At 41.4% G+C, this 13,745-nt stretch carries 14 protein-coding genes; 9 read left to right on the top strand and 5 right to left on the bottom strand.

Translation table 11 applies throughout. From position 1 onward, the window contains the following. Positions 1–275: 275 nt before the first annotated feature. The 6 genes from AC4EG4_RS00195 to AC4EG4_RS00170 all read left to right on the top strand — a co-directional run bounded on the left by AC4EG4_RS00195 (position 276) and on the right by AC4EG4_RS00170 (position 4,648). Positions 276–500 (top strand): hypothetical protein, encoded by a 225-nt coding sequence (locus tag AC4EG4_RS00195; protein ID WP_490978299.1) that lies wholly within the window; start codon positions 276–278, stop codon positions 498–500. Positions 501–1,327: 827 nt separating this feature from the next. Beyond that, positions 1,328–1,813 carry a hypothetical protein gene (locus AC4EG4_RS00190; RefSeq protein WP_490986597.1) on the top strand — a complete coding sequence of 162 codons (486 nt, stop codon included), beginning with the start codon at positions 1,328–1,330 and terminating at the stop codon, positions 1,811–1,813. 53 nt (positions 1,814–1,866) lie between these two features. After that, positions 1,867–3,126, top strand: coding sequence for a DUF3221 domain-containing protein (locus tag AC4EG4_RS00185; RefSeq protein ID WP_490986596.1), 1,260 nt, complete (start codon positions 1,867–1,869; stop codon positions 3,124–3,126). A gap of 180 nt (positions 3,127–3,306) precedes the next feature. Beyond that, on the top strand, positions 3,307–3,624 hold the full coding sequence (locus tag AC4EG4_RS00180; protein WP_490986595.1) for an NUDIX domain-containing protein: 318 nt from the start codon (positions 3,307–3,309) through the stop codon (positions 3,622–3,624). 204 nt (positions 3,625–3,828) lie between these two features. Then, positions 3,829–4,083, top strand: a complete 255-nt coding sequence (locus AC4EG4_RS00175; protein ID WP_490986594.1) for a lipopolysaccharide assembly protein LapA domain-containing protein — start codon at positions 3,829–3,831, stop codon at positions 4,081–4,083. A 232-nt stretch (positions 4,084–4,315) separates the two neighbouring features. Further along, positions 4,316–4,648: a hypothetical protein gene (locus AC4EG4_RS00170; RefSeq protein WP_490986593.1), complete on the top strand. Its 333-nt coding sequence runs from the start codon at positions 4,316–4,318 to the stop codon at positions 4,646–4,648. An 85-nt stretch (positions 4,649–4,733) separates the two neighbouring features. Here the strand turns inward: AC4EG4_RS00170 and AC4EG4_RS00165 are convergent, their stop codons facing one another. After that, complete coding sequence (locus AC4EG4_RS00165) at positions 4,734–5,426, bottom strand: AIM24 family protein (protein ID WP_490986592.1); 693 nt, start codon at positions 5,424–5,426, stop codon at positions 4,734–4,736. A gap of 155 nt (positions 5,427–5,581) precedes the next feature. Between AC4EG4_RS00165 and AC4EG4_RS00160 the strand changes: the two genes are divergently transcribed. The 3 genes from AC4EG4_RS00160 (at position 5,582) to AC4EG4_RS00150 (ending at position 9,676) form a co-directional block, all read left to right on the top strand. After that, a complete protein-coding gene (locus AC4EG4_RS00160; RefSeq protein ID WP_490986591.1) occupies positions 5,582–6,466 on the top strand; it encodes a proline iminopeptidase-family hydrolase in 885 nt (294 codons plus the stop codon). 181 nt (positions 6,467–6,647) lie between these two features. After that, entirely contained in the window at positions 6,648–7,328 is a 681-nt protein-coding gene (locus AC4EG4_RS00155) for a protein kinase family protein (protein ID WP_490986590.1), read from the top strand. A 329-nt stretch (positions 7,329–7,657) separates the two neighbouring features. Continuing rightward, positions 7,658–9,676 (top strand): alpha/beta fold hydrolase, encoded by a 2,019-nt coding sequence (locus tag AC4EG4_RS00150; protein WP_490986589.1) that lies wholly within the window; start codon positions 7,658–7,660, stop codon positions 9,674–9,676. Positions 9,677–9,783: 107 nt separating this feature from the next. Here the strand turns inward: AC4EG4_RS00150 and AC4EG4_RS00145 are convergent, their stop codons facing one another. From AC4EG4_RS00145 to AC4EG4_RS00130, 4 genes are all read right to left on the bottom strand, one after another. After that, positions 9,784–11,310: a PH domain-containing protein gene (locus AC4EG4_RS00145; protein WP_490986588.1), complete on the bottom strand. Its 1,527-nt coding sequence runs from the start codon at positions 11,308–11,310 to the stop codon at positions 9,784–9,786. Next, positions 11,307–11,738 (bottom strand): PH domain-containing protein, encoded by a 432-nt coding sequence (locus AC4EG4_RS00140; RefSeq protein ID WP_490978944.1) that lies wholly within the window; start codon positions 11,736–11,738, stop codon positions 11,307–11,309. The genes AC4EG4_RS00145 and AC4EG4_RS00140 overlap by 4 nt, the downstream gene beginning before the upstream one ends. A gap of 251 nt (positions 11,739–11,989) precedes the next feature. Next, a complete protein-coding gene (locus AC4EG4_RS00135) occupies positions 11,990–13,018 on the bottom strand; it encodes a DUF4097 family beta strand repeat-containing protein (RefSeq protein WP_490986587.1) in 1,029 nt (342 codons plus the stop codon). Then, entirely contained in the window at positions 13,011–13,334 is a 324-nt protein-coding gene (locus AC4EG4_RS00130) for a PadR family transcriptional regulator (RefSeq protein WP_490978311.1), read from the bottom strand. Before AC4EG4_RS00130 ends, AC4EG4_RS00135 begins: the two co-directional genes overlap by 8 nt. Positions 13,335–13,745: the final 411 nt, after the last annotated feature.

Raw genomic sequence — 13,745 nt, 5'->3', positions numbered from 1 at the left:
TTATTTTTTGCTGATTGTTCCCTTTATTGTTGCTTTGTGCATTCATGTCTATATGGACATTTGGACACTAGAAGTTACGAGAAACGCTAAAATCGGTATGCTGGTTTTGTTTATCGTCCTTTGTTTGGTGGTTTTTGTCTTAGGATATTATGCGTATTTCATTTTCTATTATGGATTTGCACCCTGATTTATTTATATAAAACAGCAAGTCGATACTTCTATGAAACGGAAAGTACATAGAATAATTTTAAAATTTGTTTTGAGGAGATGATTTTTTGATGCATAAAATTATAGTTTTAATGGGCATAATTACGATTTTTTTAGTAGTGTTCAAACTGGTTTCCCCTAGTTTTGAGCCTTTTAATGGTTTTATATTTGCGTGGGTAGGAATGGTTTTTATACTTCTTGGCGGTGAGCAATTCCAACAGAAAAACAAAATTTCAGGCATCGTGTTCGGAGCTGGGGGCATATTTTTAGTTTTGTTGGTCTTGGTGCAATAGATGAATAGTATAAAATTACTTTACACGACTTTGCACTTCATCGAATTGAAATGAATAAAAGAAGACGCCTTTCTCGCAAAAACAGCTGAATCGAACTCTAGAGCTAAGGATGTAACCGATCAGGTAAAAAACCGTCTACTCAATTGTTAAGGCGGACTAGCATGAAGAAGTTTTGTTTGATCGAGCTTTTGCTTTTTTAAGCTGGCTGTGCGCAACAGGAAAAAATTCCTGTACCACTAGTAGAATCCATAGATTCAGAACTGTTTATGCTCAAAGTGATAATTCCCTCTGCCTTATTAGAAAAAGGAGACACGCTGAAAGTTTCCGGAACCCTTCCTTACTTGGAAGACGAATCTATAGAACTAGTAAACGCTATGCCTCCTATTCTCTTATCAGTAGCAAGGCAAGATGGCTGAACGAAAGACATTGCGATAACAATGCCAATGGTACAGGGAGATGTAATTACAATTGAAGCATCTTTAACGTTACCTGATCCAGAAACTTATTCGTTAAAAACTGAAACTACTACACTGAGAGTGAATGACGAATATATCAAAGGGCAGGATATGAAAATTTAAAAGCGCCTGAGCAAAGAGTAAAAAATAGTTTTAAAGCAAGTTAAGTCTAAAACCTATAGAGATAACAGTAAAGTAAGAAGCGCTGATTGTACTTCTTCTTTTCTTATAGAACTGTAATCAAGGTTGAGGTTATGTTCCTGAACATCTTCAATGTCATCACTTATTCTTTCCATGACATGTTATAAGTAAAGATTGTTCCTTCGAAAAAATACTTGTACATTATTGCAATACGGGAGGGAGCGAGTAGTAATGGAGATAGCTTCTTTTAAAAAGTTGCTGTTTATTTCTTTGTTGATTTTTGGTGTAAGTGGATGTGGTTCTGGATCTTCTGAAGTGGTAGGGCCGAAAAACAACGAACCAGTCAATCAAAAAGAAAACTTTCGTCTCGAAATTTTTAATACGGAAAATGATGCTGAAAATGTTAATGCTTCAATTACTTACACTGGAGAGAATAAAGAAATCGATGTTTATCATGGAGGAAATCATGTCATCTACTTCAAATATTACAAAGACGGTGAAATATTGAACACAGGGGCAAGATCCGACATGAGAAGCAAGACCACTCTTATACGAAACCAACCATTAGTATTAGATTTTGATGAAAGTAACTTAGTAGAACTTGAACCCGACAGATTTGAAATAGAAGCGATAGCGGAATTTGGAGTTGGTAAAGATATAGCAGAGGAAGTTGAATATGAACTTTCTGTCTCAAGTCCCTTGACGCTTTTTGATTGATGCAAATCCATTTTTTCAACATTCCGTCTATCGTATACAAGGAGGCAATAAGAATGAAAAAAGCTTTTGTATTGGCTTGCTTGACGCTTTTATTGGCTGCATGTGGAAGAGAAGAAGAACCGATTAATGCCAAAGAACCGCTCGAAGAGCCTGCCTCCGATGATCAGGAGAAGTCAGCACCAAGCAGAGAAGAGCAGGGAACGATGGTAAGCGGTCGTGAAATTCTTGTGGCACTTGAACAAACTTCAGAACCGGTAAAGCGGGAAGAAGCAGCTGCAGCAGTAAAGGAAACACCTGATTTCAAGGAAGGTTATTTAGGGGATCCGACGGAAGAACTGGCAGAGGACATGGCTGTTCAGCAGATTGAGGCGGAATCAGTCTATCGAGCTGTTGAGGAAATATACGGAGGGCATACTGAATTTGAGAAAATAGGTGAAATTTTTTATGAAAATCAGACCTCCGGTGCAAGTCACTCGGGTATCTGGGTTGGCATCAAAAATCCCGATGAGCGGATCGACAAGTTCGCAGAAACCTTGCAAAAGCAAGTTGACGCCGGCGAAATTTTGGCGGAACCAATTTATATTTACAAGATTGCCCATACCCGTGCCGATTTGGATAACTTAATGTATCAAGCATCAAAGAAAGTAAAGCCGTTGGCGGAAGCACACCCAAATCCAAATTCTGTTTCCTTTTCTATTTCAGCAGATACCATAACGGGAGCAATTGAAATTGGGCATAACTTTCTAACAGAAAGTCAAATTAAGGACCTAAAAAATGCGTTTTCAGATCGCGAAGTTATTATCGAACAGGAAGGTACAATGGTCCCCTTACCAGGCGAGCCGACAGTTAAATACCCTGAATCTATAGTCACGGCTGAGCCTTCCGATGAAGGTTACTATATTGTCAGCCTTGAGGATGACCGCTTCCTTGCAGTTGAAGCTGCGTCACAAGACTTCGGTGAAACTGGAGGGCAAGATGAATTCTATTCAGCCATCGATTTTGCTTTTGACGATGCTAAGCAGCTGTTGGGAATCGGGCTGCGAGTAAACGTAGATGCATCTGGGGAAATTTTGGAATCTTATCCCGGACAAGGGCGGGCCATACTTGTAGAAGTTCTGCCGACATATCAGCCCGATTCAGCTGATTTGACGGAAGCTGAAGTGGTGAAAGAGGCGCTGGAAAAAATTAATCAAGAGGAATTCGACGTTCCTGCTATTCGATCAGTCACTTACAATGCAAAACAAGATAATTGGACCGTCACATTTAAGTCATGGGATCATGAAATCGAAAAAATCATAAAAGACATAAAATAAATTAATGGAAAGAAACCAAATATTAGGAGGACAAGATGAATTATATTCAAGAAATGCGGTAATTAATCGGTTTAAATACATTGATGACCATTGGCTGTGGAATTATTCTCGAAAAAGATGGACAAATTTTACTTCAACATCGTAAAGATAATGATGTATGGGGGGATCCCGGGAGGCGTTATGGAGCCAGGCGAAACTTTCATGGAAGCAGCTTTACGTGAAACTTGGGAAGAGACTGGATTAAAGGCAGAAAACCTAAGTTTATTTGGGCTCTACTCCGGAAATGAAGGATACGCAGAATACCAAAACGGCGATAAGGTTTTTAGTGTTCAAGTCATTTTTCACACAACAAGTTTTGCGGGAAAACTAATTCAAGATGCACTGGAAAGTCTGGAACATCAATTCTTCTCGCGTGACAACTTGCCACATTTAAATTCTCATCAAGCCAGATTTATTTTAGACTGGGTAAATAACTCGAATCTCCCAGTCATAAAATAAAGAGCCTGAAAGTAACTCGTTGATCATTAAATTATATTTAACTTTCATATGTTTTTTACAATGTTTGAATTGCAGAATGTAATAAGAATGAGCAACTAAAGCTAAAGTGAATGGGGTGTCATAGGTTATAAGTTGAAGGGAATTGGGTATAGCCTTTATAATTTGGTGGTTTTTATAAACTATTCTGAAAAGGAGATTACGCATATGAAATTTCAGTGGCTCGTGTTGCTCGCATTTTTGTTTGCCGTGATGATCACCATTTTCGCAGTTGTCAATGTGGATGATGTACCAGTCAATTTTATTTTTGGTGAAGCAGAATGGCCCCTCGTCCTGGTGATTCTTGTGTCTGCTCTACTGGGGGTGCTGTTAAGCGGAGCAGTGGCCCTTGTCAAAATTTTTTCGTTGCAGAAGAACATACGGGCTCTTCAAAAAGGAAAGCCGATCAAAGAGAAAAAATAACCGTTCTCTCTTATTTTTCTTCAATGCTGAAACGTGACCAGTTTTTAAAAACTGCAAACTGGGTTAAAAACAATTGAGATCTTTACAAGCAATATTAAAAGAGAGAGAGGGCTGAAAAAGCTTTTTCTCTTTTTTCTCGTGGTTCTCCAAAAAAAGATTTCAAAAAAAGAACATTCCTAACGTTTAATATGTATAATAAGAACAAGTGTTCTTATAAAGAGGAGTGAAGGGAATGGAACAAAAAAGCAATACGGTCAGAAAGACTGGTAGAAAGCGAACGCGATGGGATGGTCTGTTTGTATCTGAGCATGCATGGGATTTCCATCATGATCCCCAACCAATGCTAACGGCCAATGAACAAGGTGCAGTGATTGATATGCTCATCGTAGCCTGCGAGCGCAAGTGCCCGGTATTTATCCAATCTTGGCAAGACCGGCATTTTCACTATCACCATTGCACGATTAGCAAACTGGACCATCGGCAGTGGACCATCACCTATAAAGATTCGTTTGGCGAACGGCAACTTGCAATCCGAATGATTACTTCAGTATATATGCTTGACTAAGCAAAAATCTCTTTAGATCAACCATACATAATACAAAAGCCCCGCTAGTTTTCATATGGAAACTAGCGGGACAAATAGAGTTAACTTATCCTTGCTGCGTATGATACATTTCTTCAAAAGGCTGCACAACGACAAAACCGTTGCCTGAAAACTTCATTTGCACCGATTCGCCGCTTCCTCTGCCAAACAAGCTTTTCAGTTGAATATCCGTCACGAAATCCGGTTCTAAATTGCCGGACCATGCTACCGTTGCATTTGGGTCCGTATATACAGGACGCTCAGGAGTGACGAGCAAGGTAAGCGGTTCGTAATGTGAGGTGAAGGCGACAAGGCCTTGTCCTTCCAAGCGGACATTGAACAAACCGCCAGCCATCATTCCAGCGACACGGCGCATAAGTTTAATGTCCCAATCGAGACCGTCCTGAAAAGCGAGCAAGTCATTGCCGTTAATAAAAATGCTCTCGCCTTCCAAATCGAGAATGGTAATTTTCTTGCCTTTATCTGCTACATACAGCTTTCCATTGCCATCGGCTTTCATCAATTGTGCGCCTTCGCCACTAAAGGCTTTTTTAACGAATTTACCTAAACCGTGCTCAAGCATGCCTTCTCGTTCAAACTTGATGCTTCCTTCATAAGAGATCATTGACCCGGCTTTTGCCCAAACAAGCCCATTCAAGTTCACTTCCAACAATCGATCCGTCTCGAGCTCAAAAAATTCACGTGCACTTTCATCTTGCTTTGTTGTTTGTACAAATTGATGGATCGAGTATTTTGACATTACCAATTCCTCCTTTAGGTGAATATTAGTGTATACGTATAGCAGGTTAGATGGTTCCACTAAAGTGGTTCCCTACTTATTTCTATAAAAGGTATTTTTCATCTTAACTAGAATTAATCTATAGTAGAACGAGCATTGGATGGAGGTATGTATGAATGGCTTACAACAAAGAAGGATTTATCCCTGTAAGAGGTGGAAACGTATGGTATCAAATCAGCGGTGACGGCCCCGGCATTCCGCTATTGATTTTGCACGGTGGACCAGGAGCAAAAAGCAGCGCCAATGACCCGCTTCGCCAATTGGGAACGGAACGTCCGGTGATCCACTATGACCAGCTTGGATGCGGCAAATCGGATCGGCCGACAAATGCGGAACTTTGGACAGTAGATCGCTATGTGGAAGAACTGGAACAAGTTATCCAGGCGCTGGGATTGGAAGAGGTTCACATTCTCGGGCATTCGTGGGGCACGATGCTGGCTGCTTCGTTCTTGTTTAAAAAACCTAAAGGTGTCCGCAGTATTGTTTTCTCAGGACCGGCTTTAGATGCGCAAAGATGGGAGCAGGACCAGCGGAATTATTTGAAGCAATTCCCCGAGGAAATCCAAAATACGATTGAAAGAAGCGAACGAGAAGAAACGACGGATTCTGCAGAATATCAACAAGCAATGATGGCTTATTATAAAAAGCATATGTGTCGTGTTGATCCATGGACTAAAGAAATGGAAGAAGACTTGGAAGGCATGAACTCGGAAATTTATAATTTTATGTGGGGTGCTTCCGAATTTACCGTTACCGGTACATTAAAAAACTTCGATGCGACGGGACGCTTGCATGAAATTGAAATTCCAGCTCTTTTTTCATGCGGACGCTTTGACGAAGCGACTCCCGAAGCTACAGAGTATTATGCAGGATTGGTTCCAGGCGCCGAATTTCATGTGTTTGAAAACAGTTCACACATGCCAGGGGCAGAAGAGCCCGAAGCTTACGTGGAGACGGTACGCGAATGGTTGAATCGCCAAGACATGCGACCAGGTGCATAAACATATTTCATTAACGCTTTTTGTGAATGGCTGAAGTCTCAACAGAACAAAGTTCAAAAAAGCTGTGGTATCATAATAAAAGCATAAGTTGCAGTGTACCAAAAACCGCTCTGATTCGAAAAGAGCGGTTTTTGTATAGAAAAAAGTTGGAAGCTGACCAAAAATTAAAGGGGAGATCGGCATGGATCAATACAATTGGCAAAGAGCAGCAGATGCGCTTGCGCAAGTTGCCGTAACAGCAAGCCCTAATAACGAACCGGTGGCCATACGCGGTACAGCAGAAGGGTTCCGTTGTATTGGGGTGGGCACGGATGCAGCCGTATTTCAGTCTGAAGCAGCACCGGAATATGCATTTAAAGTATATGCAGATGGCAAGCGGGACAAGTTGGAAGCAGAAGCTGAAGTATACGCCCAAATTGGGTCGTCGCCATATTTTTCAAGTTGCTTCGGCAAAGATGAGCGGATGCTCGTGTTGAAGTTTGAAGAAGGACCCACCTTGTTTGACTGTTTATTGCAGGGGATCGATGTGCCAGAGCAAGCGATAGCAGATGTCGAAACCGCACGGGATTACATTCGGGAAATTGGTTTGAACCCCAGAGACATTCATTTAAAGAACATCATTTTGCAAAATGGGCGTGCAAAGTTGTTGGATGTGTCAGAATACATCAAGCCCGGTAATGATTTTCGTTGGGAGCATTTAAAGAAAGCGTATGAGGAATACTATTCACTGATCGACGGCAAGCCATTGCCTTTTTGGCTGCTCGATACAATTCGCAAGTGGTACCATCATTGGAACCGTTATTCTTCTTCGTTTGATGAATTCATGCGTGTTGTTTCCAAACAAATGAATTACCGGAAATAAAACTAGTTTGAGTTGGTGGTGTGAAGACGAGTATTTAGGAGTTGTCGATTTTAACTCATACATGCTTTTCTTCTGCTCAAGCTGTTTATAGTAATTAGAAAAATTGGTAATATTTAATTGACAACGCTTTCACATATGAATATACTAGGCATAAGTTAATAACTTGTGGGGAGATTTAGAGACACATTAAGTACTTTGGACTTGCTCCAAAGGTATTTGGTGTGTCTTTTTTCGTTGCAAGGAATTGAACAGAGAGGAGAAATTAAATAATTGGAGATTGGATAATGAGCAATGCCAAGGCTTTTAACTTATAGAAAAAGGGGATTACTATGAAGAATATGAAGAAGATACTTGTGTTGTTGATTGTATCGTTGGTATTGGTGTTAGTTGGCAGTGCAGTTGCTGCTCATTTTAATAGTGCAGGCGGAGACGTCGATGTGACAAGAATTTACTTTGACACAGAGCGTGGAGAACTATCAGGGCTACTTTATAAACCAGAAGGTGCAGACTCTGATGCGAGACCAACGATCGTTGCAACACACGGCTATTTAAATTCTGCAGAAATGCAGGATGCGCAAGCAATTGAAATGTCCAAACGGGGCTATGTGGTGTTGGCGCTTGACCAATACGACCACGGGCATTCAACAGGAACGATGGAAAAGCCAGTTCCTTTCTTCTCGTTCTGGCCGCAAGCCATTTACGATGCGGTGCAATACATGTATGACCAGGATTACGTGTTGAAAGATGCGGAAGGCAACGGAATAATTGCGGTGTCGGGTCATTCGATGGGTGGATTCTCCTCCACGCATGCAGTAATGCTGGATGAAATCGATTTCCAAAGTGCAGGCATTCGCAAAATTCACAGTTCATTGACGATGGGGTCCGATTACCAATGGCTGAAAACATTGGGCTACGCCGATGAAGACATCAATGCGTCATACGGACCGCGCATGTCCGGAAAAATTGCAGGCGTCTATGACGAGTTTTTCTTTGATGCAGAAGCGTCAGCGATCGGCCAATCGGTCGTGAAAAAAGATTATGTCAGCACGCCAGAGGGCCTTGGGTTTCTTGGAGGATTGGAATCGGCACAAGCGGGTGAGTTTTACGAAGTGGAGGGTGCGCAGCGCATAATTTACCAGCCGAATGAAACTCATCCATGGAACCATTTCTCAGAACAATCAACTGAGTATGCGATCGATTTTTATGATGCTGCTTTTGCAGATTATGGAGATTTGGTTGCTATCGGAGAAGATGGCCAAACATGGGTATGGAAAGAATGGTTCTCATTCTTAGCATTGATCGGCTTTTTCTTGCTGTTCATTCCGGTTATCAACCTACTGACAAAATTGCCATTTTTCAACTGGGTATACACAGAACGGCCAGCAGCCTTGTCTGCACCAAAAACCCAGGGAGCCAAACTGGCAGGGTATATTTTACTGATTGTGGGCGCACTGTACCCAGCGCTATTCTTTACAGCACTTTACAGCGGTGATGCAACCGGCATGACATTGCTTCGCCAAATCAGCATGATCACAATTGGGTTGTCTGCATTGATCTTCATCTTCGGATTGGTGAAAAATTCCAGCAAATCCGTGAAAACGGGATCTGGGCTAATTCTCGGATTGAGCATTGTGCAATACATTTACCTTCGCGAACAAGAACGCGTTTTTGCTACCACCGAATGGTTTGGTGCAGCGACAGTTAACCCGATTGTCTTCTGGGCAATTAATGTGTCGATTGTCACATTGATGATTTTGATTGGCTACCACTTTGTTGCGAAAAAAGAAGAAGGCGCAAGGTTTGCGAATTACGGATTGAAAGCAAATGTGAAAACCATTGTTTCTGCTTTTGCTACAGCGGTAGTCGCAGTCGTCATTGGATACGGCTTGCTTTATGCAATTGATGCCGTATTTAAAGTCGATTTCCGCCTTTGGACGCTGGCAGTGAAAACGTTTGAAGATCAGCACGTCTGGGCTCTTCTGCGTTATGCACCATTGTTCTTTATCTACTATTTCATCGTTGGTCTTTCGGTGAATGTTAACACAGCAAGCAATGCATACGATGGATGGAAAGGGTATGGAATTTCAATTCTTCACTTTATTGGCGGACTTGTTCTGTATCTGACTTACCATTACGGATTGCTTTTCTTGACAGGAACAGGCGGCTATCCTGCGGAGTCCTTGTCATCGATTATTGTTATCGGACTGGTTCCAATTCTTTTGGTAGCAGCGATTTACAATCGCTATTTCTTCAGAAAAACGGGGAATGTCTACGTAGGAGCATTTTTGAACACGATTTTGATGACGCTGATTACGTTAGCAAATACTGTTCTTTACACAATTCTTTAATTGATGTGAGCCCAATGGAACAAAATTGATTTTATTTTTGCACCACCAGTCAGATCGAACTTAGCAGAAAAAATAACTCTTTGCCTGGACGTAGGCAAAGAGTTATTTTAGTTGCGGGAATCCAGTTCCACTTCTTTGGTCCGGCCGCGGTACCAATGGCGGAAAGTCCCGGCTAAGTCAGTCGACACATCTTTTAGGTAAGACATGTGGACCGGTCGTGCGCGCGAGACGGTTTGGAGAGAATTCAAGCCAAGCCTGCGTTGCAGCCGCGTTTGCGTGATTTCGACTTCGACAATTTTCTCGCGTTTTGTAACGAATAGCGTAGAGGTAAAACCACCATCTTTCAGCTGAATCAGTTCATCGTTCAGACAATAGCGAGTGTGCAAAAAATCCAGTACGCGAGATGCTAAAACGAATGCTAACAGGAAACTGGAGGCGATCCACCAAGTGCCCGCGATCCCTAAAAAATCGGGTCTGAAGTATGCCAGAATGGCAGTAAGAATCAACCATGCCCAGCTCGGCTTAAGTAGGCGGACCCACAGCGCCCGGCGTGGCAGCCGCTGCATATGTTCTTGAATGCGGTAACCCGGCAGCAGTTCAGAGACCAGTGCATAGGCTTTATTCTTTGGTAAAAAAGGATAAAGAGAGCTGATATTCAAGTCTTCCGAATTCATGGACAGGCTTCCGGCGCTGATCAGTTTCACTTCAGCCAACCCAAGAATCCGTTTGGTAAACGATTGTTTGATTTCAATCGCTTGAACACGTTCTTTAGCGATTGAAAAAGACGCTTCCGATAATACACCTTTCTTAATATAAATTCGCTGGCGATCAGAAGAGATTTCGTATTTCCCGTACTTGATAAACGAGTGGAGCAGACCAAAAATAAAAGAGGCAAGGAGCATCAGTCCAATTGCCGAGGCAATGATCCAAGGTGATCCCATTAAAGAAGCCGAGATGCCGCTTAGCCGCTCTTCAAGTCCAATAAACTCAGAGATATTGTAATAAAGTGAAGCAAGCAGTGGAATGAGCAGCAAGAAGCTAAAGGATGTTAAGGATGCTTTAACTAAATCTCGGCGTGTCGGTTGAAAATGGACAGTCCGCTCTTCGGAAATACTATATCTGGCTTGTGCCGGTTCGGCTGCTGCATCGACCACATCGGTATGGTTGTGTTCTTCTGCTGGCTCAGATCTTTTTTGTATCTGCACAGCCGTTTCCAGCCGCAGCGCTTCATTTTTTGATGCCACTTCGAATTTGACTGACGCATCTTCTCCGGCAATTCCGGTTTCAAAACGGATGGATGTCAAACCGAGTAGGCGATGTGGAAAGGAAGTATGCCGGTTGATGTTTTGTACTTTCGAAAATGGAATCGATTGGTCAGTTTTGCTGAAAATACCACGCCGCAGATAAAAACGCTCTTCATCCAGCGCATATGTGGTAGTCAACCAAGTCAAAACAGCAGATACGACAGACCATAGAATATACAGCATGAAAGCATAACGGCCGTAAACAAAAAGTGAAGAGGGATTGCCAGCTTGAAAAACGAACAACACCAGAAAAATAAAAATTGAATTTCGGATCAACCTGCCGATTTTAAAAAGGATGAGCGCTGGGTGATGACGTTGGGCAGCACTCATTGTTCCACTTCCTTGATTTTGGCAAATTGAGCGATGCGCTCCCGGAGTTCGGTCGCTTTTTCTTTTGGCAAAGCCGGGATTGCATGACTCGATCCCATGGTTTCCACTGACAGGGAAGCTAAGTTATACTTTCGCATCAATGGGCCTTGCGTTAATGAAACTGCCTGGATTTTTGTCATCGGAATCAATTGTTCTGTTCGGCTCCAGATGCCAAATTGCAGATGCAAAAACTCTTCATCCAAATCATAGCGCCAGTTTTTAAATGTGAGTGGGGGGCTAAGTACTGACCAAATTAAACCGATGAGAAAGAAAATTGTCAAACCGATCAGAATCCAGCCAATCCAACTGTACCAGTCGAAGCGCAAATCCAGATAAAACAACACTGCCAGCACAACAAACGCAATTAAATTGGAAATTAGTTCATCCATACGCCAATATTTCACGGCATTGGGTGAGAGAGAGTGCCTTGGAGCGGCATCATGAGCAGTCACTTGGTGAACACCACCATTTCTGTAAGGTAGTATTATATACGTACTTCCAGAACTAAAGTTTCAATGAGAAATTAGGGAGATGTCTAAACTAAGTAGGGCATCAGGTTAACTAGTGGTTGATAGCTGAAAATGGAGTGGACAAAAAAGGTCCGAAAGTCCTGATTAAAGGGCTTTCGGACCGCTTTTATTTACTCAATAAGTTGAACCGTAATGTCCCCATAATCTGACCTCAAATCAACCGAGTGACGGCCATTTCCAAAAACATTATTAGTGTTTTGAGAGCCAAATACCGAAATTGTTCCCCAATCAACTTCTGCTTGGATAGTCGTGTTTTTCGGTTTATTCTGTGCATCGAGCACAATAGATCCGCTGCCAGTTTCCAGTTTGATGTTTCGATCAAGAGTGTTTGTCAACAAGTGAATACGGCCGTTATCGGTTTTTGCACGGATATTCCCTTCGACTTTTCTCATGATAATGGCACCATTGTCTGATCGGACATCTAATTTTTGAGTTTGAACATTTTGTATTTTTACTTGTCCGTTATCTGTCTCGGCTCTTAATTCATTTGCCAAAATCGACTTTAGCGAAATTTCTCCGTTGCCTGACTGAAATTCTGCATCATCTGCATTTATCTGAGAAAAATCGATACGGCCATTATCGGTCATCACCTGAAGTTCAGCGCATTGGAGGGCACTGCCTGTAATACGGCCATGATCGGAAGAAATTAAAATCTTGTCGTAACGTTTTGTTGGTAGCTCGACATTGAGTGTTGGAGACTTCAAACTGCCCGTGAAGCTGAAGAGGCCCCATTTTCTTTCTTCTTTCAATAAGATGACCAGTGTCCGGTTCGTAATATCCACAACCCACTGCTGGCGATAACTTCTATTTATGACATCAGCATGCATTTTTCCATCTTTGGAAGGAGAGAGGTGCAAGATGCCATTTTCTATTTGGATATCGATCGTATCAAACTGTTCTTCTGTCAGTTCGAAGGAGGTGGGAGCAACATTTGTTTGTTGATAATTAAAAGACTCGTTCAGCTCTCTGGCAATCGCTTCTGGAGTACCAAGTTCAGCGGCGATTTCACTATCCGTTTTCCCGTCAATTTGACCATTTGCAAAATACTCCTGAATGTCCTGCAAAATATCCATTCGCTCTGCTTGTGGCAGTGACGACAAGGCAGACTCAAGTTCTAGCAAAAATTGCTTTTCAGTCATTTTGCACACCCTCTTCAATTAGTAGATTGACTCCTTCTACAAAACTGGTCCATTCTTCAAGTTGCAGCTCAAGGTAGATTCTGCCTTGAGCTGTAAGCGAGTAATACTTTCTAGGCGGCCCTTCCTTCGATTCTTGTAAATAAGTTGTGAAATAGCCATCCTTGGTTAACCGGCGGAGAAGCGGGTAGACTGCACCTTCTGATATTTTAATACGGCTGGAAATTTTCTGGACAAGTTCATACCCATAGCGATCTTGTTTATCCAATAGTACAAGAACGCATAAATTAAGTGCACCTTTTTTAAATTGGATATTCAAAAAGAACAACTCCTTTTATTGCTATTATTTTATAAACAGTAGTGGTTAATAAATAGTATACTCTTCAGTAATGTTTAATTCAATAAACTAGAGTTATTTTTTGTCTGATTATTCCGAAATTTATTCAAGTAATTATAAAGAGAAGTTATAAGTAAAAAAATTTATACTTTTCTTTATTTTAAAAAAATATTGCAGATTATATAACCTTATTATATGAAGTAGTTATTGTTGTAGTAACATCTCAAACTGTTTCAGACGGAGAAGGTGTTAAATAAATTAAGTATACAAGAAAAGCTTATTGTTTTCTGAATAAAAATAATATTTTAAAACTATTTACATATTAAGGTCGATATTATAGTCTTAAATTATTAAATCAGCGATTATTATTAATGGTATAAATACTTATTTGGG

Source organism: Planococcus sp. TJ-201 (genome assembly GCF_058268495.1).
Note: the sequence above shows the minus strand (reverse complement) of the source record. Positions and strands in the feature narration are given on the sequence as shown.

Coding starts and splice junctions, on each gene's coding strand:
- AC4EG4_RS00190 (WP_490986597.1), top strand. CDS start 1,328: ATGGAGATAGCTTCTTTTAAAAAGTTGCTGTTTATTTCTTTGTTGATT.
- AC4EG4_RS00185 (WP_490986596.1), top strand. CDS start 1,867: ATGAAAAAAGCTTTTGTATTGGCTTGCTTGACGCTTTTATTGGCTGCA.
- AC4EG4_RS00180 (WP_490986595.1), top strand. CDS start 3,307: ATGGAGCCAGGCGAAACTTTCATGGAAGCAGCTTTACGTGAAACTTGG.
- AC4EG4_RS00175 (WP_490986594.1), top strand. CDS start 3,829: ATGAAATTTCAGTGGCTCGTGTTGCTCGCATTTTTGTTTGCCGTGATG.
- AC4EG4_RS00170 (WP_490986593.1), top strand. CDS start 4,316: ATGGAACAAAAAAGCAATACGGTCAGAAAGACTGGTAGAAAGCGAACG.
- AC4EG4_RS00165 (WP_490986592.1), bottom strand. CDS start 5,426: ATGTCAAAATACTCGATCCATCAATTTGTACAAACAACAAAGCAAGAT.
- AC4EG4_RS00160 (WP_490986591.1), top strand. CDS start 5,582: ATGGCTTACAACAAAGAAGGATTTATCCCTGTAAGAGGTGGAAACGTA.
- AC4EG4_RS00155 (WP_490986590.1), top strand. CDS start 6,648: ATGGATCAATACAATTGGCAAAGAGCAGCAGATGCGCTTGCGCAAGTT.
- AC4EG4_RS00150 (WP_490986589.1), top strand. CDS start 7,658: ATGAAGAATATGAAGAAGATACTTGTGTTGTTGATTGTATCGTTGGTA.
- AC4EG4_RS00145 (WP_490986588.1), bottom strand. CDS start 11,310: ATGAGTGCTGCCCAACGTCATCACCCAGCGCTCATCCTTTTTAAAATC.
- AC4EG4_RS00140 (WP_490978944.1), bottom strand. CDS start 11,738: ATGGATGAACTAATTTCCAATTTAATTGCGTTTGTTGTGCTGGCAGTG.
- AC4EG4_RS00135 (WP_490986587.1), bottom strand. CDS start 13,018: ATGACTGAAAAGCAATTTTTGCTAGAACTTGAGTCTGCCTTGTCGTCA.